The organism is Propionivibrio soli (genome assembly GCF_025770765.1).
GTDB classification, from domain to species: Bacteria; Pseudomonadota; Gammaproteobacteria; order Burkholderiales; family Rhodocyclaceae; genus Propionivibrio; species Propionivibrio soli.
Genome location: NZ_JANZKY010000020.1, coordinates 21,075 through 41,599, shown reverse-complemented (window position 1 = coordinate 41,599; position 20,525 = coordinate 21,075). Strand labels below are relative to the sequence as shown.

Here is a 20,525-nt window from a genome sequence, read left to right as displayed (position 1 = left end):
TGACTCCTATCGCTTGCCTTCTTTCGCCATGTTGATCGAGTACCGCGGAATCTCGACAACGAGAGGTGTTTCATTGACGATGGTCTGGCAGGACAACCGCGAATTTGGCTCCAGACCCCATGCCTTGTCCAGCAAGTCGTCTTCTTCTTCCTCGGACGGCTCAAGCCCAGCAAAGCCTTCGCGCACAATCACGTGACAGGTCGTGCAAGCGCACGACATCTCGCACGCATGCTCGATAGCAATTCCGTTTTCCAACAAGTTTTGGCACAACGACTCGCCGGCGCGGGCCTCAATGACCGCTCCTTCGGGGCAAAGCTCGACATGCGGCAATACAACCACTTGCGTCATGCGTGCTCTCCCATGTGTTTGTTGTCTTCCGATTCACTGATCACCCCGATCTCGTCGACCGTCTTGCCGGCAAACGCACGGCGAATCGATTTATCCATTCGCCGTGCAGCAAAGTCGCGCGTCGCGACTTCCACCGCGTCCATCGCCAGCGTTATGTCGCGGCGCTCCTCGCCGAGCATGGCCGCCTGCAATTTGGCGATCGCTGTCTCGATCGCCGACTGTTGCTCGGCTACCAGCAGATCCGCATCGTTCTTCAATGCAGAGCGAACCGCCTCGATCAATCGCTGCGCCTCTACCTGCGCTTCCTTCAAGGCGCGGCGTTGCGCGTCGTCCTTGGTGTGCGCGAGCGAATCCTTCAGCATATTCGCGATTTCGTCGTCTGAAAGGCCGTAGGACGGCTTGACCGTAACGCTCGCTTCCGCGCCCGAGGTCGAGTCGCGAGCGCTGACGGACAACAGGCCGTCGGCGTCTACTTGGAACGTGACACGAATGCGGGCGGCACCGGCGACCATCGGTGGAATCCCGCGCAGTTCAAAGCGGGCTAGCGAACGGCAGTCGGAAACGAGTTCGCGCTCCCCCTGCACGACGTGGATGGCGATCGCCGTTTGCCCATCCCTGAATGTCGTGAACTCTTGCGCCCGGGCAACCGGAATGGTCGAGTTGCGCGGGATAATGCGCTCGACCAGCCCCCCCATCGTCTCAAGCCCCAGCGAAAGCGGGATTACGTCGAGCAGCAGCCACTCATCGCCAGCCGCGCGATTACCGGCAAGCAGATTGGCTTGGGCAGCCGCACCGAGTGCAACGACCTTGTCCGGGTCAAGGTTATTGAGCGGTTCTTGCTTGAAGAATTCGCCCACAGCCCGTTGAATCTGCGGCATGCGCGTCGCCCCGCCTACCATGACCACGCCTTTGACGTCGTCCACAGTAAGGCCGGCATCACGCAGAGCCTTCTTGACCGGCTGGATCGTCTTGGTGACGAGCGTCCGGGTAATCTCGGTAAACACTTCCGTCGTCAATTTGAGATCGACGATTTCACCGCTATTCAGGCGCGCTCTGATCGGGGCCACGCCATGCTGCGTCAGGTATTCTTTGGCTTCACGCGCACAGGTTAGTAGAACATGGGCATCTTCGGCGGACAGCGGCTGCAATTTTGCAGCTTCAAGAATCCAGCAGAAAATGCGCTGGTCGAAATCGTCGCCGCCAAGGGCGGAATCCCCCCCCGTGGACATAACCTCGAAGACGCCGCGCGACAGGTTGAGAATCGATATGTCGAAGGTACCGCCGCCGAGGTCATAGACGGCGTAGACCCCCTCGGCCGCATTATCAAGTCCGTACGCGATCGCTGCCGCCGTCGGCTCATTGAGCAGGCGAAGCACCGATAAGCCCGCGAGCTTCGCCGCGTCCTTGGTCGCTTGCCGCTGCGCGTCGTCGAAATAAGCCGGAACGGTAATTACCGCGCCGACAAGCTGGCCACCAAGCGATGCCTCCGCGCGTTCACGAAGAGTCTTGAGAATTTCGGCGGACACTTCGACCGGGCTTTTGCTGCCCGCGACGGTACGCACCCTAACCATGCCGGCGCTGTCTTCGAAATCGTAAGGCATCGACTCACGGTGGGCGATGTCTTTCAGTCCTCGCCCCATGAAACGCTTGACCGACGAAATGGTATTACGCGGGTCAAGCGCCTGGGCGTCCTTGGCCTCGTAGCCAACCTTGGCAGGAACATCGTCTTGAAGATAACGCACCACCGACGGCAACAACGGTCGCCCGAGTTCGTCGCTGATGACCACGGAGAGTCCACTACGTACGGTGGCGACTAGCGAGTTCGTTGTACCGAGGTCGATACCGACCGCGAGTTTGTGCTGATGCGGCGCCGCCGATTGCCCCGGCTCTGCGATTTGCAAGAGTTCCATGCCGTGTTTTTCTTTCCGATTGTATGCCGCGGTCTACGCTTCGAGCGCGGCCATCGCGTCGTCGATTTCTGCCAGCAGCTTTTCGAGAAACATCAGACGGCGCAGCCGATCCGCCGCCGCCGCGTACTTGCGTTGATCGTCGAGCAGATTGGCCAGCTGCTCATAGCGGCTGTTCATCCGCTGTTTCACACGATGATGAAGTTGCTCGAGCTCGTCCAGGTCCCGGGCAAGGCGCGCCTCGGCCACGGCTTCGCGCCATTCCATCTGTTCCATCAGGAACTCCGGCGGCATCGCCGTATTGCTCTCTGTATCCAGATCGTGCCCCGCCAATCCCAGGAGGTATTGGGCCCGCAACAACGGCTTCTTGAGCGTCTGGTAGGCCTCGTTTACTCGTGTCGCATTCTGCAGGGACAGGCGGCGTTCCGTGTCGCCGGCACTCGCGAAACGGTCAGGATGCACTTGTGCCTGGATTTCGCGATAGCGCTTGTCGAGCCCCGCATCGTCAAGCCGGAAAGTCTGCGGAAGCCCGAACAGCGAAAAATGATCGGCCGAAAAGTCCATGGTCGTATTATGGTGTTATTACTTGACTGCGATCTGCCTCGGTAGCCTAGGCAGGACAAAACGTCGCTATATCCCCGCAGGCTGGACGCGTTGGCATTCTGGTCGCCACCAAACAGCCGCGCTGCGCATCGTCAGACGCTAAAGCTCTCTCCGCAACCGCACGCGTCCTTGACGTTCGGGTTGTTGAATTTGAATCCCTCGCTCAAGCCTTCGCGCGCATAGTCCAGTTCCGTTCCGTCAAGGTAAGGAAGGCTTTTTGCATCGATCAGAATCTTTACGCCATGAGACTCGAACTCGACATCGTCGGGTTCGGCCGCATCGGCAAACTCCAGCTTGTACGCAACACCGGAACACCCGCTTGTGCGTACACCAAGGCGCAGGCCAATCCCCTTACCCCGCTTGGCCATGTAGGAGGCTACGTGTTTTGCCGCCTTTTCGGAAAGCGTTACCGCCATTTGCTTTATCTCCTTATGAAATACCAGCCACCGGGACTTACTCGGTGTGCTTCTTCTTGTAATCCGCAACGGCCGCTTTGATCGCATCCTCGGCAAGGATCGAACAGTGGATCTTCACCGGCGGCAAGGCAAGTTCCTCGGCGATTTGAGTGTTCTTGATTTCGAGGGCTTGATCGATTGTCTTGCCTTTTACCCACTCGGTGACCAGGGACGACGAAGCGATCGCCGAACCACAGCCGTAGGTCTTGAACTTCGCGTCCTCAATCACTCCATCCTTGCCGACCTTGATCTGGAGTTTCATTACGTCGCCACACGCCGGCGCACCGACCATCCCGGTGGCCACGCCCTCCTCTTCCTTGCCGAAAGAGCCTACGTTGCGCGGATTCTCGTAATGATCGAGGACTTTTTCGCTATAAGCCATTGCCAATTCTCCTGTGTTTCAAATCAGTGCGCCGCCCACTGCACGGTGTTCAGGTCGACGCCTTCCTGCACCATTTCCCACAACGGCGAAAGCTCGCGCAACTTGCCGATCTTCTCGCGCAGCAACTTGATCGCATAGTCAACTTCTTCCTCGGTGTTGAAACGGCCGAGCGTGAAGCGAATCGAGCTATGCGCGAGTTCGTCGTCACGGCCAAGGGCCCGCAGGACATACGACGGTTCGAGCGACGCCGAGGTGCAGGCCGATCCCGACGAAACGGCGAGATCCTTGATCGCCATCAGCATCGACTCACCCTCGACATAGGCAAAGCTCACGTTGAGGTTATGCGGAATGCGATGTTCGAGGTCGCCGTTGACGAACACATGGTCGATGTCCGAAAGGCCTTTCAGCAAGCGGTCGCGTAGCGCGCCGATACGTTTATTCTCGACCGCCATTTCCTCACGGGCAATGCGGAAGGCCTCGCCCATACCGACAATCTGGTGCGTCGGCAACGTTCCAGAGCGGAAGCCGCGCTCGTGACCACCTCCGTGCATTTGAGACTCCAGCCGTACGCGCGGTTTGCGCCGCACATAGAGCGCACCGATACCTTTCGGTCCATAGGTTTTGTGGGCCGAGAAGCTCATCAGATCGACCTTCAACTTACCAAGATCGATATCCACTTTGCCAGTCGCTTGAGCCGCGTCGACATGGAAGATGATTCCCTTCTCCCGACAAATCTCGCCGATCTCCTCAATCGGCTGGATAACGCCGATCTCGTTGTTCACGAACATCACCGAGACAAGGATCGTGTCGTGGCGCAGCGCCGCCTTGAACGTATCGAGGTCGATCAAACCATTTTCCTGCACGTCGAGGTAGGTTACTTCGAAACCTTGGCGCTCGAGTTCCCGGCAGGTATCGAGGACGGCCTTGTGCTCCGTCTTCACCGTGATGACGTGCTTGCCCTTGCTCGAATAGAAATGAACCGCGCCCTTGATCGCGAGGTTGTCGGACTCGGTCGCGCCGGAGGTCCATACGATTTCCTTAGGATCCGCATTCACCAGACGCGCCACCTCCTCGCGCGCCTCCTCGACGGCGGCCTCGGCTTCCCACCCGAAAGCGTGTGATCGCGAGGCGGGATTGCCGAATTTCTCAACGAGGTAAGGAATCATCTTTTCCGCGACCCGAGGATCAACCGGAGTCGTTGCCGAATAATCTAGGTAGATCGGCAGTTTCAACATTGTTTTAGCTCCATTCATTATTGGTATTACTTTCCGTTGGTGCGCCCTTTCAGGCCACGAGGGCGGTCATTCCATGCAGTTTCGCCACCGTTTCCCGCAACGTGTCCAAAAAACCCTGTACGTGCTTGTCATTGTTCCCCGCTCCCAGGCTTACCCGCACCGCTCCGCGCGCAAGCCCCGGCTCAATGCCCATCGCCCTCAGTACGTGCGACGGTTCCGGATTGGCACTTGAGCACGCCGCACCGCTGGCTACGGCGTATCCGGCCCGGTCCAACTGGCCAACCAGCGTCTCCCCGTCAATGTTCGGCAACGAGAAATAGGTCGTGTTCGGCAGGCGCAGAGCACCGGACCCGAATAACATCGCCCCCATCCTCAAGAGTCCATCCTCCAAGGCGCCTCGCAGGTCGGACAACTGCCGTTGCGTCACTGCCAAGCGTTCTGCGGCGAACTCGCATGCCGCCCCAAAGCCAACGATCGCCGCGACGTTCTCGGTACCCGAGCGCAAGCCACGCTCATGACCTCCGCCCGCGATAAGTGGTTCAAGCTCCAGCCGTTTGTCCATCACCAAGGCACCGGCCCCTTTCGGACCGCCGATCTTGTGTGCCGAAAGCGTTAGCGCGTACACGCCGGCCGCGTTCAGCGCGCGAAAATCAATCGGAATCTTTCCGAAAGCTTGCACGGCGTCCGTGTGGAATACCGCGCCCGCTTTTCGTGCCTCGGGCGCCAAACTGGCTACGTCCTGCAAAACACCTGTTTCGTTGTTCGCCGCCATGACGGACACCAAGACCGGCTTCTCGGCCAACACGGCGGAGTAGTCGCCGGCCTGAACTCGTCCTTCGGCGCCCACTCCGATCCGGCGCAATGTCCAGCCATGCCGCGCCAACTGCTCAGCGGGTCTCATGACACAGGGGTGTTCAATGGCGCTCACGGCAACGATTCCCGGCCTGTACCAAGCAGCCGCACCTTTGATGAACAGGTTGTTTGCCTCTGAACCACCGCTTGTGAAAACAATTTCGGTGGAATGAGCGCCAACAGCCGCAGCAACCTGCTCACGCGCTTCGTCGATGGCCCGCCGCGCTGCACGCCCATATTCATGCCGGCTCGATGCATTACCGAATTGCTCACTCAGCCACGGTCGCATACGCTCCAGCACCCGTGGATCTATAGGCGTCGTAGCGTTGTGATCGAGGTAAACCGGAGCAAACATGACTTACGCAGCGGCAGCGACCGTCCTGCTGCTGCCGACATTCGGATGCGTTCCGCGTGCGTCCTTCAGGACCGCAACATCACCGCTTACCTTACTCAGTTGTTTCTGCACGAGGTCTGCCAGAGTTACCGAGGTAAGGTATTCGTACATCTTGAAATTGAGGGTCGACCACAGTTCATGGGTCATACAACGGTCCTCATCGCGACAATTCTCCTTGCCGCCGCACTGCGTCGCATCGAGCGACTCATCGACTGCCCGGATGATGTCCGCAACGGTCATTTGTTCCACCGGGCGCGCAAGGCAATATCCGCCGCCGGGGCCCCGCACGCTTTCTACGAGATTGTGCCGACGCAGCTTGCCGAACAACTGCTCCAGGTAAGACAGCGAAATCTTCTGTCGATCGCTGATGCCGGCCAGCGTTACGGGACCGTCGCTGCCGTGCAGCGCAAGATCGATCATCGCGGTAACGGCGAAACGCCCTTTCGTGGTCAACCTCATAGAGTGCCTCCTGTCAATACCCGATAAGACCAGTCAACTATGCGACAAGTTCGACTCATTAGTCAACTATTTTACTCAGGTATTTTGGATCAAACGTGTCGGCTGTTGCCAATTCATCCTCGGTACATACACCACGACTTTCGAGTTTCTTGACCAGAACCTCCAGCCGTCGATCAGTTTCCACCGCGTGGTCGAGCAAACCGTGGATCGCCTTGGCCAGTGGATCGTCATCGTTACCTGAAAGTGCGTACGCGGAAAAGCCCATCTGTGTTGCCTTCTCTTCCCGCTTCTGTGCCTGGCCGGGCTCGATGATGCGGGCCGGGTTGCCAACCGCCGTAGTTCCCGGAGGGACTTCCTTGACCACCACCGCGTTCGACCCAACTTTTGCTCGGGTACCCACCGTTATCGGGCCGAGGACTTTTGCCCCAGCTCCAATCACCACACCGTCCTCCAGGGTCGGATGCCGACGGCCTTTGTTCCACGACGTTCCGCCGAGGGTCACACCGTGATAGAGCGTCACATCGTCTCCGACGATGGCCGTTTCGCCGATTACTACACCCATTCCGTGGTCGATGAAGAACCGCCGACCGATCGTCGCGCCGGGGTGAATTTCTATTCCGGTGAAAAAACGCGCCAGATGCGAAACGAAGCGACCGAGCCAACGCAACCGACGGAGCCAGAACCAATGGGCCAAGCGATACATCAATACCGCGTGAACGCCCGGATAACAGGTGAGCACTTCCCACGTGTTGCGCGCTGCAGGGTCGCGCGCAAATACCGAGCGGATATCTTCACGCAGGCGGCTGAACATGAGTCTGATTCTCCATTTGAGCCTAATGGGTAATTCTAGAATACCCGAGTGATTTGATCAATCATTCCACCGAGAACCGGGGTTAATCGGCCTTGCCGAGAGGGGAACAAGCCATTGGCCGCCGGAATAAGAACGAACAGCACTCGAAAACACGCGATAACCGTCGCCTTTGTCCGCCGGCTTGCTGAAACTATCGAGATCAGTCGGGAAGGCACTTTTCCACGGAGTCGAGGATGCCCCGTAGGATGTTCATTTCATCGCGCTCCACGGCGGCGCGTCCAAAAAGACGACGCAGCTTCGACATCAAGCGCCGTGGCTGCTGCGGATTGAGAAAACGTGTTCTCACCATGACCCGCTCAAGGTGCGCATAGAAACGCTCGAGGTCATCATTACCCGCGAGCGGCGAGGAAAATGGCACAGCCTTCGTAACAATCGGGGGCTTTCCGGCAAATGCCGCCTGGCGGAGTTCATAGCAGAGCACCTGAACAGCGGCGCCTAGATTCAAGGAACTGTACTCAGGGTTGGCTGCAATGAAAGCGGTTTTCTGGCAGCGCTGCACCTCAGCATTCGACAGTCCTGCCGTTTCGTTGCCAAAAACGAGTGCCACGTCGCCTCGCTCCGCGGCGGCCAGCAACTCCGGCCCTGCATCGCGGGCTGACACGGGTTCTGGGCCCAAATTACGGTGACGAGCGGACACAGCGACAGCAAAAATCGTCCCGGCTAGCGCCTCGTCCAGGCTCGCGCAAACGGTCGTGCGAGATAGCACGTCATCGGCACCCGCTGCACGCGCGGAGGCTTGCACATCGGGGAAAGATTTCGGGTTCACCAGAAAGAGACGAGAGAGCCCCATCGTCTTCATTGCGCGCGCGGCGGCACCGATGTTTCCCGGATGGCTGGTATGGGACAAAACGATGCGTACCCGGGCAAAGAGTTCAGAACGGAGGGAGATATTGATGTTGGTGTGCGGCATGGATACGGCTACGGAAACAGCCCAAAGGGTGACCAGAGAGACGAAGGGGGTCGGTTCATATTAAAATACGCGATTCCGCACAACGACTTCGGCAGCCCCGCCCTAGATGGCTGCCAGCGGCTTTTTCTAGAAGACACCCATGCATCCAGCTCTGAACATCATGGTCAAGGCCGCGCGCCGGGCCAGCCAGATCATCAACCGCGCTTCACAGGATGTGGAGCATTTGAAGGTCACCGCCAAACGGCAAAGCGACTTCGTTACAGAAGTAGACAAGGCCGCGGAAGCCGCGATTATCGAGGTGTTGCGCGAGGCGTATCCCGACTACGGGATTCTAGCAGAAGAGTCGGGCAGCGCAGACGGCGTGGGCTCGGGCAGCGAGTATCAATGGATCATCGATCCGCTCGACGGCACCACCAATTTCATTCACGGGTTCCCGCAATACGCGGTTTCAATCGCCCTTGCGCACAAGGGACAGCTCAACCAAGCCGTTATTTACGACACCCTGCGCAATGAAATGTTCACGGCCAGCAAGGGCGGCGGGGCCTACTTGAATGAACGTCGCATCCGCGTGAGCAAGTGCTTAAAGCTCGAAAGCGCGCTGCTCGGTACGGGGTTCCCGTTCCGCGTTTTCGACCATATCGATCCGTACCTCGCCACGTTCAAGGAGTTCACGCAGCGATCCTCCGGCGTGCGCCGTGCCGGGTCAGCTGCGCTCGACCTCGCGTATGTTGCCTGCGGGCGGCTAGACGGATTCTGGGAGTTCGGCCTCATGCCTTGGGACGCCGCCGCCGGCTGCCTGCTTATCACCGAGGCCGGTGGGCTGGTCGGCGACCTTGCGGGCGGAGACACCCACCTCAAGACCGGGAATATCATCGCCGGCACACCGCGGATCTTCTCGCAGATATTGCAGGTGATCGACAACCACCGTACGCCTGCGCTCACGGCTTGAGGCTTTAACGACGCGGACTCTTTGCGCCAGCCATCCCGCGAAGCTTTAACCGTGACGGCTGAGACTTGGCGAGACCGCAAGCGTAGCCGATTGAATACAGCACCGCCTTGCGGCGCGGCTTGCCATTCGAGGTATCGCGGCCAATAATCTTGGCCTTTTTCTCGGCATTCAGGCGGCATGACCCGTCTCTCCCCGAGAGGATCAGGATTGCTCAACGCCAGAAAGCGGCCATGAGGGACAGCGTGCAGAAGCCACAAACCGACGAGTTCGAAAAGCATACGCCGATGATGCAGCAGTACTTGCGGCTCAAGGCGCAATACCCGGGCTTGCTGCTGTTCTACCGTATGGGGGATTTTTACGAGCTGTTCTACGACGACGCGGAAAAGGCGGCGCGACTGCTCGACATCACGCTAACGACCCGCGGGCAGAGTGCCGGTGTGCCGATCAAGATGGCCGGCGTCCCACATCATGCGCTCGAGCCGTATCTCGCGCGGCTCGTCAAGCTCGGTGAATCGGTCGTCATCTGCGAGCAGATCGGCGATCCAGCCACATCGAAAGGCCCAGTCGAACGAGCGGTCTCCCGCATCGTAACCCCCGGCACGCTGACGGACGCCGCGCTGCTGGATGAAAAACGCGACGTACTTCTGCTGGCTGTCGCTTTGTCTCGTCAAACCGCTGGGCTCGCCTGGCTGAACTTGGCGAGCGGCGAATTCCGCGTTTGCGAGGTCGCACATGACAAACTTGCACCGACGCTCGATCGAATCCGGCCGGCAGAAATCGTCATCGGCGAAAGTACGGAGCTGCCGATCGATCCCGATGCAACAGTCACACGCCAACCCGACTGGCACTTCGACAGTGAAGCGGCGGTGCGCGACCTCTGCACCCACTTCCGCACCGCCTCGCTGGCTGGCTTCGGAGCGGACGGTCTGCGCCCGGCGTTGGCAGCGGCCGGCGCACTCCTGCGCTATGCTCAGGCGACGCAGGCGCGGGCACTGCCGCACGTGCAAGCGCTAATCGTCGAATGCGACGGCACGTTTCTCGGCATCGATACAGCAACTCGGCGCAACCTTGAACTGACCGAGACCCTTCGCGGGCAACCCGCACCTACGTTGTGCAGCTTGCTTGACGTTTGCGTCACGTCGATGGGTTCGCGGGCACTGCGTCACGCCCTGCACCATCCTTTCCGCGATCCGGCGATTCCATCCGCTCGCCACGCAGCGATAGAAGCGCTGATCGATGAGAACGGCGTTCCCCTGCGCGAACTGCGGCAAACACTGCGCGGCTTCGCCGACGTCGAACGCATTGCCGGTCGCATTGCGCTCTACAGTGCTCGTCCGCGCGATCTTTCCAGTCTGCGCGACAGCCTCGCACGCCTTGCCGAACTCCGGCGGCCGATCGCCGAAACACCCGCGCCGCTGCTGGTGGAACTGCATGGAGAACTGGCAACACCGGAAAGCGCGCTCGACCTGCTCGGCCGAGCCATTCTTGCCGAGCCGGCGGCGCTGATTCGCGACGGTGGCGTCATAGCCCGCGGGTTCGATACCGAACTTGACGAATTACGCGCCCTGAACGAGAACTGCGGCGCTTTCCTCGTCGATCTTGAAACTCGCGAACGAGAGCGTACGGGCATTGCCAACCTGAAAGTCGAATACAACCGCGTACATGGTTTCTATATTGAAATCACGCATGCCAACACGGCCAAGGTTCCCGACGACTATCGCCGCCGGCAGACGCTGAAAAACGCCGAGCGCTACATCACGCCCGAACTGAAGACCTTCGAGGACAAAGCGCTCTCGGCACAGGACCGGGCGCTCGCGCGTGAGAAGATGCTCTACGACGGAGTGCTCGAGGCGCTGCAAAGCGAACTGCAAACCCTACAGCGTATCGCACGCGCGATCGCGCACCTCGATCTGATTGGCACCTTTGCAGAAATCGCCGTCACGCGTAACTACTGTCGTCCGCTGTTTTCGACTGAGCCGGGACTTTTCGTCGAAGCCGGCCGCCACCCGGTCGTCGAAGGCGAACTCGCAGGCGGCGAGAGCTTCATCGCCAACGATACGAAGCTCGGAGACGGACGCCGCCTGCTCCTTATCACGGGTCCGAACATGGGCGGCAAATCGACGTACATGCGGCAGACGGCGCTCATCGCGCTAATGGCGCATGTGGGGGCCTTCGTCCCGGCCCGTCGCGTCGTGCTTGGCCCGATCGACCAAATATTCACGCGCATCGGCGCCTCAGACGACCTCGCCTCCGGACGTTCGACGTTCATGGTCGAAATGACGGAATCTGCCGCGATCCTGCATCACGCCACCGAAAAGAGCCTCGTGTTGATGGACGAAGTTGGACGCGGAACGTCCACGTTCGACGGCATGGCTCTGGCATTCGCGATCTGCCGCCACCTCGTCGAGAAGAATCGCGCGCTCACGCTGTTTGCCACGCACTACTTTGAATTGACGTTGCTCGCCAACGAATACGCCGAACTCGCCAACGTTCATCTCGACGCGGTCGAACACGGCGAGCGCATCGTATTCCTGCACGCGGTCGAGGAAGGACCGGCTAACCAGAGTTACGGAATTCAGGTCGCGGCGCTCGCTGGTATCCCGGTGTCCGTCGTCAAAGCCGCGCGGCGGCAATTGCGGGAATTCGAACAGCGTGCGTCGATCAATCCATTGCAACCCGATCTATTCGCCGCTGTTCCTGAACCGGCGGAAGAACCGCCGCATCCCGCACTGGAACGGCTATCGGGGATCGATCCCAACGAGCTGACCCCCAAGCAAGCGCTCGACGCCCTTTACGAGTTAAAGAAACTCGCCTCTTAAGCAGAGGAAAAGGGAGCGCGCCTGCGGCAGCGCTCCCCGGCGGAACCAGGACCCAAGGCGAGTCACCAGATAGAAACGGATTCAGGCGCCGGTCACGGCTTTGCGTACCGTCGACAAGACCAAGCGCAAATCCTCGATGGCGACCTGCCCCGGGGCCGAACTGCTCTTGCCGACCGCAAATGTCGCCGCTGATCCGTACACCCATCCCATCATGCGCGAAAGCGACCCAACGCCGCCCATCGACATCGTGATCAGCGGCAGACGGATCGCTTGGCTGGCGCGAGACGTAGCCTCCAGGAGCGCCAGCACATCGTTGGGATTCTGCGGCATGACGGCGACCTTCGCGACGTCGGCGCCGGCCTTCTCTGCGGCGGCAAACTTGCCATCCAGCGTGGCAGCATCCGGCGTCATCTGAAAGTTGTGGTACGACGCAATCATGGTGATGCCATGCGCGGACGATACGTCGCGCAGCCGCTTGAAGTCTTCCTGTGCGTTGGAGAGCTCGTAGTCGATCAATTCGACGCACTCCGCCTCGCAGGCCGCAACGTACATCGCCAACACTTGCGGCTCGCCGATCGGGATAGGGTTGCCCCCCTCCGTCACATTGCGACGCGTGAGGAGAACGGGTATGTCGTGAGCGGCACGGCGTATGGCAAGCGCCGTTTCAACCACGACCTGGGGCTCACCAATCCTTTCAAAGAAATCAACCCGCCATTCGAGCAGATCCGGTTTTTTTGGCACAATGGCGGCGACCTCGTCCAGGATCCCCGCTTGGGTCTTGCCCACGAGCGGCGTAATGATGACGGGCAGCGTCCCATCGCCGAGCGGCCTGCCGCGAACGCAGATCGGTTTTGGCTGCTTCATACCTCGTTCCCTCCCTATCCTCTGTAAATAACGGTCCTGATGTCCGATTCTACCTCGCCCGGATTTGCCACGCGCGCACGCGCCAACGCCATCAAAGAACGTTTCGCTCGATACGGCTCAGCAATCACTCCCCAGGAAATGCTGCGCCTTGCCTTGCTCGCCTTCTGCTTGTGTTTGCCGGTACTGTCTCCGGCCGAGACTTGGCGATTCGCTGCGATTGGGGATATTCCTTATAGCGATTACGAGCGCCGGGAACTACCGCGCATGATCGACGAAATCGCGGCTGAGTATCCCGAACTCATCGTCCACGCAGGCGATATCAAGCACAGCAATGAACGCTGCTCCGACGAGCTTTTTCGCGACCGCCATGCTGTCTTTGACGCTTCGCCCGTTCCGTTCATTTTTGCTCCGGGCGACAACGAGTGGACGGATTGCAGGCGGGTGATCGCGGGCGGTTACGACGAATTGGAGCGTTTGGACAAACTGCGAGAAATCTTCTTCTCGCAACCTTACTCGCTCGGAAAAAAACGTATTCCGGTCACCCAACAGCCCGGAATGCCCGAGCATATGTCATGGCGCCTGGGCCCTGTGCTTTTTGTATCTCTCAATGTTCCCGGGCCGGACAACAATTTCGGGCGGCGGAAAGTGCCCGCGCGTGAATTCAAGACGCGGAACCCGAAGGTCATTGACTGGATGAAGGGCGCCTTCTCGGATGCTCGGGGCGAAAAGCTGGCGGGCATCGTTATTCTGATGCAAGGGAATCCGAGCTTTGATCATTTTGCGGCCGGACTGCCTCATGAAGGCTATCGAGAGTTGCTCGAGACCTTGCGCCGGGAAACCCTCGCGTTTTCAGGACAAGTCCTGCTCATCCACGGCGACACCCATTGGCAACGCATCGATCATCCTTTACGACACCCGGGTACCCACCAACCTATCGCAAACTTCACCCGCCTCGAAACGTTTGGTTATCCGTTCATGGGATGGGTAAAAGTATTTATCGACACCGACGCATCGGGCCTATTCAGATTTGAAGTGCGCAGCTATACGCCGCGCCAAGGTACAGGGGCACGAGCCGACTGAACTGGGTCTGAACGGGCCTAAAAAACGACCCCCTTACAGCTCCCGAGCACCGGCAATCGGGAAGAATCTCCTTTAACCCCAGACGCGCCGGGCGCCGGTCGACGTTCAGTCGTCGTGGTCGCAGTCTCCATCGTGCAGGTGGCCGTGCGCGATCTCATCAGCACTTGCCGGCCGAACCGACGTGACGGTGCACGTAAACACAAGCGCCATGCCGGCGAGCGGGTGATTGCCATCCAGCACTACTCGGTCGTCGGCAATATCGGTTACGCGATAAATGATCGCTTCGTCCTCGTCGCCGCCTTCCGGCAATCCTTCAAACTGCATTCCCACCTGCAGTTCTTTAGGGAAATCCTTGCGCGGCTCAATCTGCACGAGTTGCGCATCGTATTCGCCAAACGCATCGTCGGGCTGCATTTTCACGACAACCGTCTCACCGACCGCCTTGCCTTGGACGGCCTCCTCGATCATCGGAAAGATGTCGTCGTATCCACCGTGCAGGTAGACCAATGGCTCTTCTCCGGCATCAACCAACTCGCCATCCGGGTCGGTCACGTTGTAGTCAAGCGTGACGACCGTATTTTTTGCAACCTGCATATTCATCGATTGAGTTCCTTAACTGCGCGTAATACTTCAAGCGCGTGGCCCTTCGCGTTCACCCCGTAAAGCGCCAGTCGGAGTACGCCCTGTTTGTCGATGACAAAGGTGGAACGGACGATGCCGTGCTTCTTGACGCCATCCACTTCCTTCGCCTGCCATACGCCGTACTTCTCGCACGCTGCCCCATCCTCGTCGGAAAGCAAGCGCACGGAAATGCCGTGTTTGTCGCGGAACTCCGCGTGCTTGATGCAATCGTCCCGGCTGATACCCATGACGACGCAACCATGCCGCGAAAACTCGTCCTCGTGATCGGAGAAATCGGTTGCTTCCAGCGTGCAGGCAGGCGTGTCGTCTCGTGGGTAGAAGAACAATATGACGTTGTTCTTGCCCTGAAACTCAGCAATGTCTACCGACTCCATGTCTGCGTCCGGAAGAACAAACATCGGAGCCGCCTGTCCAGCTTTCAGCATTCTGCCTCCTCAGTGACCCGACCCTCAGCACCACCGGCGGTCGGGTCAGGCGGATTCTAACCAAGCTTCCTGCGGCTGACTATAACAAATCAGCCCGTTTCCAACGCTACAATAGACGTGAAAATTCCGGCTATCCGATTCTCGTTTTTCAGAACCTTCGCAAAGACCGCAGGTCTTGTAAAAGATTCGGCCATCACGCAAAAGGACACCCATGTTTTACCGTATCCTTCGCAACACTCCCCAATTATTCCTGCCGATTCGCGCACTACCCTTACTCGCGATATTTGCCGCCGCGCCGGTCGTCGCAGAACCAACGATCGTCGAGCTAGCCGCCGAAGCCAGTCGACCAGCGGCAAATGATCTGGTTCGCGCAGTAGTTTCCGCGGAAGCTGCTGGAGTGACGCCAGGGGAGCTAGCGGCGCAAGTCAATAGTCAGATTGCAAACGCACTGCGGATAGCGAATGGGTACGCATCTGTGAAAACACAGAGCGGCGGAACCAATACCTATCCTGTTTACGCAAAAAACGGAAAAATCGAATCGTGGCGGATGCGCTCCCAACTCGCGCTCGAATCGCGCGACACGGGCGCGCTATCCGAGCTCCTCGGCAAGCTGCAAGCCACACTCGGGGTCTCCAACCTCGTCATGGAGCCGTCGCCGGAGACGCGCAAGAAGGCCGAGGACGCGGCTATGCTGGACGCTTTAGCCGCCTTTCGCGAACGCGCCAACGTGTTGGCGTCAGCTCTGGGCAAGCCCTACCGGATCAAGCAGATTTCTGTCAATACAGATGGCCGCATCGTCCAACCGATGTTCCGGGCGGCACCGAAGACAATGGCGTCCGAGATCGCGCCTATGCCGGTGGAAGCTGGGGAATCGCAGATAAGCGTCAGCGTCTCGGGGCAAGTCGAACTGCAGTGAGCCTTCGCTGACAACCGACGGAGAAAAGCTGATCGACCTTACGGTTTACCGCCGGTCTGTGGCGATGAAGGTTTTTTTTCAGCTTGCGGCGGCGTTGGTTTCTCGGGTATCTGGACAAACACTTCGTCTTGCCGGGTCATGCCCAGTTCAAAGCGTGCGCGTTCCTCAATCGCGTCGTAGCCCTGCTTGAGGTCACGCACTTCGGCGTCAAGGCCACCGTTGCGGACCTCAAGTTGCTTGTTCGCCTCCTTCTGTTGCTGCAGCTGGTGGTCGACGTCCCAGACGCGAAGCCACCCACCCTTTCCGATCCATAGCGGGTACTGCAACAAGGCGAGCAAGGCGACCAGCGCAACGGAGAGCCAACGCATTTTTGGCGCCGCCTAACGAGGAAGGTGGAGGAAGGTGCTTCCGACGACGCCCTCCGACAGCCCATCTTCGGAGCGGCGCGCCATTATCCTGGAAGGGTTCACCGAAGATTGTAGAAGGCGTCGCGCCCGGGGTACCCAGCGGTATCGCCGAGATCTTCTTCGATGCGCAAGAGCTGGTTGTACTTGGCAATACGGTCAGACCGGGACAACGAACCGGTCTTGATTTGCAGAGCGTTCATCCCGACCGCAATATCGGCGATCGTGCTGTCCTCGGTTTCCCCAGAGCGATGAGAGATGACTGCGGTATATCCGGCCCGCTTCGCCATCTCGATGGCTGCAAACGTTTCTGAGAGTGTACCGATCTGGTTGATCTTGATCAGGATCGAATTGGCGATGCCCTGCTTGATACCTTCTTTGAAAATGCGCGTGTTGGTCACGAACACGTCGTCGCCGACAATCTGAACGGTATCGCCGAGACGCTCGGTGAGAAGCTTCCAGCCCTCCCAATCGCCTTCCGCCATGCCGTCTTCGATCGATACGATCGGGAACGTGTCGGCGAGATTGGCTAGATAATCGACGAGCTGTGCGGAAGTAAGCTGCAGCCCCTCGCCCTGCAAGTGGTACTTGCCGTCGCGATAAAACTCCGAGGCGGCGCAGTCGAGGCCGATGAGCACGTCCTCTCCCGGAAAGTATCCAGCCGCTTCGATCGCCTGGACGACGAGTTGGAGACCCTCGGCGTGGCTACCGAGATTCGGCGCAAACCCGCCTTCATCGCCGACCGCCGTTGGGAAGCCTTTCTTGTCGAGCAGCTTTTTGAGCGCATGAAAGACCTCGGCACCGCAACGCAGCGCCTCACGGAACGATCCCTGACTCACCGGCAGGATCATGAACTCTTGGAAATCGAGGCTGTTGTTCGCGTGCTGACCGCCGTTGATGATGTTCATCATGGGCACCGGCATCTGCATCGGGCCCGACCCGCCAAAATAGCGATACAGCGGAAGCCCGGATTCCTCGGCTGCCGCTTTAGCCACTGCCATCGAGACAGCCAGGATCGAGTTTGCACCAAGGCGCGATTTGTTGTCGGTGCCGTCGAGCTGAATCAGGGTCTGGTCGATGAATGCCTGTTCTTGCGCATCGAGTCCAATGATCGCCTCGGCAATCTCGGTATTGACGTTCTCCACCGCCTGCATGACCCCCTTGCCCGAGTAACGCGTAGCGTCCCCATCTCGAAGTTCGATGGCTTCGCGCGATCCCGTGGAGGCACCGGAAGGCACGGCGGCACGTCCCATGACGCCCGACTCGAGCAGCACGTCGCATTCGACCGTCGGGTTGCCGCGCGAATCGAGAATTTCCCGAGCGACGACATCAACAACAGAGCTCATATGTCTTCCTTTGTTCTAAAGATGATGCACAGCGTAACCGCTTCTCGAACTATTGGCCTCGTTCTTCGAGTGATCCTGGCTTCACAGCCGGCGCGATTATCGCACCTCCTCGAGGGCGCTGCTCTTGACCAGACGATCAAGCGCCACCAAGGTGGTCAAAAGGCTCTCCATGCGCCGCAATGGCCAACTGTTCGGACCGTCCGAAAAGGCTTGTTCGGGACGCGGATGCGTCTCCATGAAGAGGCCGGCAATACCCACCGCCACTGCCGCCCGGGCCAGTACCGGAACGAATTCGCGCTGCCCGCCCGAGACCGACCCCTGCCCGCCCGGCAATTGGACTGAGTGAGTGGCATCGAAAACCACAGGGCACGCGGTCTCGCGCATGATAGCCAAGCCGCGCATGTCGGAAACCAGGTTGTTGTAGCCAAACGACGCCCCGCGCTCGCAAACCATGATCGTATCGGCGCCATGATTGGCTTCTTTGGCCTTCGCAACGACGTGCTTCATATCCCCAGGTGCGAGGAACTGGCCTTTCTTGATGTTCACGGGTTTGCCACATGCAGCTACCGCGTGAATGAAGTCCGTCTGGCGGCATAGGAACGCCGGCGTCTGCAGCACGTCCACTACGGCGGCAACGGCAGCAACCTCATCCTCGGCATGGACGTCGGTCAGTACCGGCACGCCGATTTGGCGCCGGACCTCGCTCAACATGCGCAGCCCCTCGTCGATACCCGGCCCTCGCACCGACTTGCCCGAAGTGCGATTCGCCTTGTCGTACGAAGCCTTGAAGATGTAAGGAACGCCGAGACGGGCGCAGATCTCCTTCATCTGCCCCGCAACCTCGACACACAACTCGAGGGATTCCGCCGTACATGGACCGGCGATCAGGAACAGCGGCTTGTCGAGGCCGACCTCGAAGTCGCCGAGCCTCATGCCCGCGCCTTGTAGTCCACCGCGGCACGCACGAACGATGTGAAAAGCGGATGTCCGGTACGCGGCGACGAGGTGAACTCGGGGTGGAACTGGCAGCCAACGAACCAAGGGTGTTCCGATTTCGGCAGTTCAATCATTTCGCAGAGCTCGGTCCCGGGAGCCCGGCCGGAAACGATGAGACCGCTCGCCTCCAGTTCTCCGAGCAGATTGTTGTTCACCTCGTAACGATGGCGATGGCGCTCGACGATTTCGTTCCGCCCGTAGATTTCCCGCGCCAGCGTCCCGTCACCAAGCTTGCAGAGCTGGCCACCGAGGCGCATCGTCCCCCCGAGATCGGAATGCTCGTCGCGCTTCTCGATCCGGCCCGACGCATCCTGCCATTCGGTGATTAAAGCGACCACTGGATACGGCGACGTTTTTTCAAATTCCGTACTGTGGGCTCCTGCCATACCGGCAACGTCGCGCGCGTATTCGACAACGGCGAGTTGCATGCCAAGGCAGATGCCGAGATAAGGTACTTTGTTCTCCCGGGCATAGCGGACGGCGGCAATCTTGCCTTCCGTTCCACGCCGCCCAAACCCGCCGGGAACGAGGATCGCGTCCATGTTTTTCAACACTTCGCAACCCTTGCTCTCGATCTCTTCGGAGTCGATGTAGTTGATCTTGATTTTGCAACGCGTATAGATGCCCGCGTGCACCAAGGCTTCGCTCAGTGACTTGTACGATTCGGTGAGATCGACGTACTTGCCGACGAACGCGATATTGACCGTGTGCTCCGGATGCTCCAGCGAGTAGACGAGGTTTTTCCAGACCGAAAGATCAGCCGCCCGCGCCAGGATGTTGAGCTTGTGGCAGACGATCTCATCGAGCATCTGGTCGTGCAACATGCCCGGAATCTTGTAAATGGAGTCCGAGTCGAGAACCTCGATAACCGCTTCCCGCTGCACGTTGCAGAAGAGCGCGATCTTACCTTTCTCGTCCTCCGGGATATGTCGATCCGCCCGACAGAGCAGGATGTCCGGCTGAATACCGATCTCGCGCAACTCCTTTACCGAGTGCTGGGTCGGTTTCGTTTTCAGCTCACCGGCGGTCGGGATATAAGGCAGGAGCGTCAAATGCATGAAACAGGCGTTGTTGCGCCCTTCCTGCAACCCCATTTGCCGGATCGCTTCGAGGAACGGCAACGACTCGATGTCGCCCACCGTACCCCCGACCTCGACGATTGCCACATCGGCGCCCTCCGCGCCACGCCGGATGTGGGCTTTGATCTCATCGGTGATGTGCGGGATCACTTGCACGGTCTTGCCGAGGTATTCCCCGCGCCGTTCCTTCTTGATCACAGCCTCGTAGATCTGGCCGGTCGTGAAATTGTTACGCTTGCCCATCTTGGCGCTTGTAAAGCGCTCATAGTGTCCGAGGTCAAGGTCCGTCTCAGCGCCATCTTCGGTTACGAAGACTTCGCCGTGCTGGAACGGACTCATCGTTCCTGGATCGACGTTGATGTAAGGGTCAAGCTTGAGATGGGTAATTTTGATGCCGCGGGATTCGAGGATGGCTCCCAGCGACGCAGCCGCGATGCCTTTGCCAATGGAAGACACCACACCGCCGGTAACGAAGACGTATTTGGTCATGGAAATATCTGCAGCGGGAAAGCCGAATTGTAGCCGAAAAAGGTAAAGCGCCAACACATCGGCCCGGCGAACGGCATCTCACGGTCACCTTCCCGAACAA

21 protein-coding genes are annotated in these 20,525 nt (G+C 59.2%); 4 read left to right on the top strand and 17 right to left on the bottom strand.

Annotated elements, in window-relative coordinates:
• Positions 1 to 6 precede the first annotated feature (6 nt).
• From fdx to NZ453_RS20050, 10 genes are all read right to left on the bottom strand, one after another.
• Positions 7 to 348, bottom strand: coding sequence for an ISC system 2Fe-2S type ferredoxin (gene fdx, locus NZ453_RS20095; protein ID WP_263772731.1), 342 nt, complete (start codon positions 346 to 348; stop codon positions 7 to 9).
• Positions 345 to 2,258 carry a Fe-S protein assembly chaperone HscA gene (gene hscA / locus NZ453_RS20090; RefSeq protein ID WP_263772729.1) on the bottom strand — a complete coding sequence of 638 codons (1,914 nt, stop codon included), beginning with the start codon at positions 2,256 to 2,258 and terminating at the stop codon, positions 345 to 347. Before hscA ends, fdx begins: the two co-directional genes overlap by 4 nt.
• Before the next feature lie 33 nt (positions 2,259 to 2,291).
• Positions 2,292 to 2,819, bottom strand: a complete 528-nt coding sequence (gene hscB, locus NZ453_RS20085) for a Fe-S protein assembly co-chaperone HscB (RefSeq protein WP_263772728.1) — start codon at positions 2,817 to 2,819, stop codon at positions 2,292 to 2,294.
• A gap of 131 nt (positions 2,820 to 2,950) precedes the next feature.
• A complete protein-coding gene (iscA, locus tag NZ453_RS20080) occupies positions 2,951 to 3,274 on the bottom strand; it encodes an iron-sulfur cluster assembly protein IscA (protein WP_263772726.1) in 324 nt (107 codons plus the stop codon).
• A gap of 37 nt (positions 3,275 to 3,311) precedes the next feature.
• Complete coding sequence (iscU, locus tag NZ453_RS20075) at positions 3,312 to 3,695, bottom strand: Fe-S cluster assembly scaffold IscU (protein WP_263772724.1); 384 nt, start codon at positions 3,693 to 3,695, stop codon at positions 3,312 to 3,314.
• A gap of 23 nt (positions 3,696 to 3,718) precedes the next feature.
• Positions 3,719 to 4,930, bottom strand: coding sequence for an IscS subfamily cysteine desulfurase (locus NZ453_RS20070; RefSeq protein WP_275983312.1), 1,212 nt, complete (start codon positions 4,928 to 4,930; stop codon positions 3,719 to 3,721).
• Between the two features lie 49 nt (positions 4,931 to 4,979).
• Positions 4,980 to 6,137 (bottom strand): cysteine desulfurase family protein, encoded by a 1,158-nt coding sequence (locus NZ453_RS20065; protein WP_263772722.1) that lies wholly within the window; start codon positions 6,135 to 6,137, stop codon positions 4,980 to 4,982.
• Positions 6,138 to 6,140: 3 nt separating this feature from the next.
• Positions 6,141 to 6,635: a Fe-S cluster assembly transcriptional regulator IscR gene (iscR, locus tag NZ453_RS20060; RefSeq protein WP_263772721.1), complete on the bottom strand. Its 495-nt coding sequence runs from the start codon at positions 6,633 to 6,635 to the stop codon at positions 6,141 to 6,143.
• Between the two features lie 58 nt (positions 6,636 to 6,693).
• A complete protein-coding gene (gene cysE / locus NZ453_RS20055) occupies positions 6,694 to 7,446 on the bottom strand; it encodes a serine O-acetyltransferase (RefSeq protein ID WP_263772720.1) in 753 nt (250 codons plus the stop codon).
• 199 nt (positions 7,447 to 7,645) lie between these two features.
• Positions 7,646 to 8,416, bottom strand: a complete 771-nt coding sequence (locus NZ453_RS20050; protein ID WP_263772719.1) for an RNA methyltransferase — start codon at positions 8,414 to 8,416, stop codon at positions 7,646 to 7,648.
• A 139-nt stretch (positions 8,417 to 8,555) separates the two neighbouring features.
• Between NZ453_RS20050 and NZ453_RS20045 the strand changes: the two genes are divergently transcribed.
• Positions 8,556 to 9,365, top strand: coding sequence for an inositol monophosphatase family protein (locus tag NZ453_RS20045; protein WP_263772718.1), 810 nt, complete (start codon positions 8,556 to 8,558; stop codon positions 9,363 to 9,365).
• Positions 9,366 to 9,595: 230 nt separating this feature from the next.
• Positions 9,596 to 12,184 (top strand): DNA mismatch repair protein MutS, encoded by a 2,589-nt coding sequence (gene mutS, locus NZ453_RS20040; RefSeq protein WP_263772716.1) that lies wholly within the window; start codon positions 9,596 to 9,598, stop codon positions 12,182 to 12,184.
• An 81-nt stretch (positions 12,185 to 12,265) separates the two neighbouring features.
• On the opposite strand, the gene aroD is transcribed toward mutS, so the two are convergent.
• The gene (aroD, locus tag NZ453_RS20035) at positions 12,266 to 13,048 is read right to left on the bottom strand and encodes a type I 3-dehydroquinate dehydratase (protein WP_263772715.1); all 783 of its coding nucleotides are present in this window, start codon (positions 13,046 to 13,048) and stop codon (positions 12,266 to 12,268) included.
• Between the two features lie 39 nt (positions 13,049 to 13,087).
• Here aroD and NZ453_RS20030 point away from each other — a divergent pair, with 39 nt between their 5' ends.
• Positions 13,088 to 14,128 (top strand): metallophosphoesterase family protein, encoded by a 1,041-nt coding sequence (locus NZ453_RS20030; protein WP_338051206.1) that lies wholly within the window; start codon positions 13,088 to 13,090, stop codon positions 14,126 to 14,128.
• A gap of 105 nt (positions 14,129 to 14,233) precedes the next feature.
• Here the strand turns inward: NZ453_RS20030 and NZ453_RS20025 are convergent, their stop codons facing one another.
• Both NZ453_RS20025 and NZ453_RS20020 read right to left on the bottom strand, forming a co-directional pair.
• Entirely contained in the window at positions 14,234 to 14,728 is a 495-nt protein-coding gene (locus NZ453_RS20025; protein WP_263772713.1) for an FKBP-type peptidyl-prolyl cis-trans isomerase, read from the bottom strand.
• Positions 14,725 to 15,195 (bottom strand): peroxiredoxin, encoded by a 471-nt coding sequence (locus tag NZ453_RS20020; RefSeq protein ID WP_263772712.1) that lies wholly within the window; start codon positions 15,193 to 15,195, stop codon positions 14,725 to 14,727. Before NZ453_RS20020 ends, NZ453_RS20025 begins: the two co-directional genes overlap by 4 nt.
• Before the next feature lie 211 nt (positions 15,196 to 15,406).
• On the opposite strand from NZ453_RS20020, the gene NZ453_RS20015 reads away from it, so the two are divergent.
• Positions 15,407 to 16,111 (top strand): SIMPL domain-containing protein, encoded by a 705-nt coding sequence (locus tag NZ453_RS20015; protein ID WP_263772711.1) that lies wholly within the window; start codon positions 15,407 to 15,409, stop codon positions 16,109 to 16,111.
• A 38-nt stretch (positions 16,112 to 16,149) separates the two neighbouring features.
• Here NZ453_RS20015 and ftsB read toward each other — a convergent pair whose 3' ends face one another.
• The 4 genes from ftsB to NZ453_RS19995 form a co-directional block, all read right to left on the bottom strand.
• Positions 16,150 to 16,479 (bottom strand): cell division protein FtsB, encoded by a 330-nt coding sequence (gene ftsB / locus NZ453_RS20010; RefSeq protein WP_263772710.1) that lies wholly within the window; start codon positions 16,477 to 16,479, stop codon positions 16,150 to 16,152.
• A gap of 98 nt (positions 16,480 to 16,577) precedes the next feature.
• Positions 16,578 to 17,861, bottom strand: coding sequence for a phosphopyruvate hydratase (gene eno / locus NZ453_RS20005; protein ID WP_263772709.1), 1,284 nt, complete (start codon positions 17,859 to 17,861; stop codon positions 16,578 to 16,580).
• A 96-nt stretch (positions 17,862 to 17,957) separates the two neighbouring features.
• The gene (kdsA, locus tag NZ453_RS20000; protein ID WP_263772708.1) at positions 17,958 to 18,794 is read right to left on the bottom strand and encodes a 3-deoxy-8-phosphooctulonate synthase; all 837 of its coding nucleotides are present in this window, start codon (positions 18,792 to 18,794) and stop codon (positions 17,958 to 17,960) included.
• A complete protein-coding gene (locus NZ453_RS19995; RefSeq protein WP_263772707.1) occupies positions 18,791 to 20,425 on the bottom strand; it encodes a CTP synthase in 1,635 nt (544 codons plus the stop codon). The genes kdsA and NZ453_RS19995 overlap by 4 nt, the downstream gene beginning before the upstream one ends.
• Positions 20,426 to 20,525 lie beyond the last annotated feature (100 nt).

Coding starts and splice junctions, on each gene's coding strand:
- iscR (WP_263772721.1), bottom strand. CDS start 6,635: ATGAGGTTGACCACGAAAGGGCGTTTCGCCGTTACCGCGATGATCGAT.
- aroD (WP_263772715.1), bottom strand. CDS start 13,048: ATGAAGCAGCCAAAACCGATCTGCGTTCGCGGCAGGCCGCTCGGCGAT.
- NZ453_RS20050 (WP_263772719.1), bottom strand. CDS start 8,416: ATGCCGCACACCAACATCAATATCTCCCTCCGTTCTGAACTCTTTGCC.
- NZ453_RS20015 (WP_263772711.1), top strand. CDS start 15,407: ATGTTTTACCGTATCCTTCGCAACACTCCCCAATTATTCCTGCCGATT.
- ftsB (WP_263772710.1), bottom strand. CDS start 16,479: ATGCGTTGGCTCTCCGTTGCGCTGGTCGCCTTGCTCGCCTTGTTGCAG.
- NZ453_RS20065 (WP_263772722.1), bottom strand. CDS start 6,137: ATGTTTGCTCCGGTTTACCTCGATCACAACGCTACGACGCCTATAGAT.
- NZ453_RS20070 (WP_275983312.1), bottom strand. CDS start 4,930: ATGTTGAAACTGCCGATCTACCTAGATTATTCGGCAACGACTCCGGTT.
- eno (WP_263772709.1), bottom strand. CDS start 17,861: ATGAGCTCTGTTGTTGATGTCGTCGCTCGGGAAATTCTCGATTCGCGC.
- mutS (WP_263772716.1), top strand. CDS start 9,596: ATGAGGGACAGCGTGCAGAAGCCACAAACCGACGAGTTCGAAAAGCAT.
- fdx (WP_263772731.1), bottom strand. CDS start 348: ATGACGCAAGTGGTTGTATTGCCGCATGTCGAGCTTTGCCCCGAAGGA.
- iscU (WP_263772724.1), bottom strand. CDS start 3,695: ATGGCTTATAGCGAAAAAGTCCTCGATCATTACGAGAATCCGCGCAAC.
- hscA (WP_263772729.1), bottom strand. CDS start 2,258: ATGGAACTCTTGCAAATCGCAGAGCCGGGGCAATCGGCGGCGCCGCAT.
- iscA (WP_263772726.1), bottom strand. CDS start 3,274: ATGGCGGTAACGCTTTCCGAAAAGGCGGCAAAACACGTAGCCTCCTAC.
- NZ453_RS20020 (WP_263772712.1), bottom strand. CDS start 15,195: ATGCTGAAAGCTGGACAGGCGGCTCCGATGTTTGTTCTTCCGGACGCA.
- NZ453_RS20045 (WP_263772718.1), top strand. CDS start 8,556: ATGCATCCAGCTCTGAACATCATGGTCAAGGCCGCGCGCCGGGCCAGC.
- cysE (WP_263772720.1), bottom strand. CDS start 7,446: ATGTTCAGCCGCCTGCGTGAAGATATCCGCTCGGTATTTGCGCGCGAC.
- hscB (WP_263772728.1), bottom strand. CDS start 2,819: ATGGACTTTTCGGCCGATCATTTTTCGCTGTTCGGGCTTCCGCAGACT.
- NZ453_RS19995 (WP_263772707.1), bottom strand. CDS start 20,425: ATGACCAAATACGTCTTCGTTACCGGCGGTGTGGTGTCTTCCATTGGC.
- NZ453_RS20025 (WP_263772713.1), bottom strand. CDS start 14,728: ATGAATATGCAGGTTGCAAAAAATACGGTCGTCACGCTTGACTACAAC.
- NZ453_RS20030 (WP_338051206.1), top strand. CDS start 13,088: ATGTCCGATTCTACCTCGCCCGGATTTGCCACGCGCGCACGCGCCAAC.
- kdsA (WP_263772708.1), bottom strand. CDS start 18,794: ATGAGGCTCGGCGACTTCGAGGTCGGCCTCGACAAGCCGCTGTTCCTG.